Here is a 475-nt window from a genome sequence, read left to right as displayed (position 1 = left end):
GTGAGGTCCGCGAGGGCGGGTGCGGCGTCGATGTGGTCGTTGTGCGCGTGGGTGCACACGATGGCGGTCAGCCGGCGCTCGCCGACCGCCTCTGCGATGGCCTCGGCGTCGTGGGCGGCGTCGATGACGATCGCCTCGTGGTCGTCGCCCACGATCCAGACGTTGTTGTCGACGTCCCAGGTGCCCCCGTCGAGGGTGAACTGCCCGGAGGTGACGAGGCGTTCGATGCGGGCGGCCATCACAGCACGACCACCGAGCGCAGCACGTCGCCGCCGTGCATCCGCTCGAACGCCTTCTCCACCTCGTCGAGGGCGATGGTCTCGGTGACGAAGGCGTCCAGGTCCAGCCGGCCCTGCAGATAGAGGTCGATCAGCATCGGGAAGTCCCGGGAGGGCAGACAGTCGCCGTACCAGGAGGACTTCAGCGCGCCGCCCCGGCCGAACACGTCCAGCAGCGGCAGCTCCAGCTTCATCTC

Annotated in this window: 1 protein-coding gene and 1 pseudogene; both read right to left on the bottom strand. The window is 69.3% G+C overall.

Features of this window, described 5'->3' with window-relative positions:
- A partial coding sequence (locus tag IE318_RS45935; RefSeq protein ID WP_229904190.1) for an MBL fold metallo-hydrolase occupies positions 1 to 239 on the bottom strand: 239 nt, incomplete at its 3' end.
- Positions 239 to 475 (bottom strand): annotated as a pseudogene (locus IE318_RS43340) (S-(hydroxymethyl)mycothiol dehydrogenase); the annotation flags it as partial. The gene IE318_RS45935 and the pseudogene IE318_RS43340, both read right to left, overlap by 1 nt.

The organism is Streptomyces spiralis (genome assembly GCF_014654675.1).
Taxonomy (GTDB): domain Bacteria; phylum Actinomycetota; class Actinomycetes; order Streptomycetales; family Streptomycetaceae; genus Streptomyces; species Streptomyces spiralis.
This window is presented reverse-complemented; position numbering and strand designations above follow the sequence as displayed.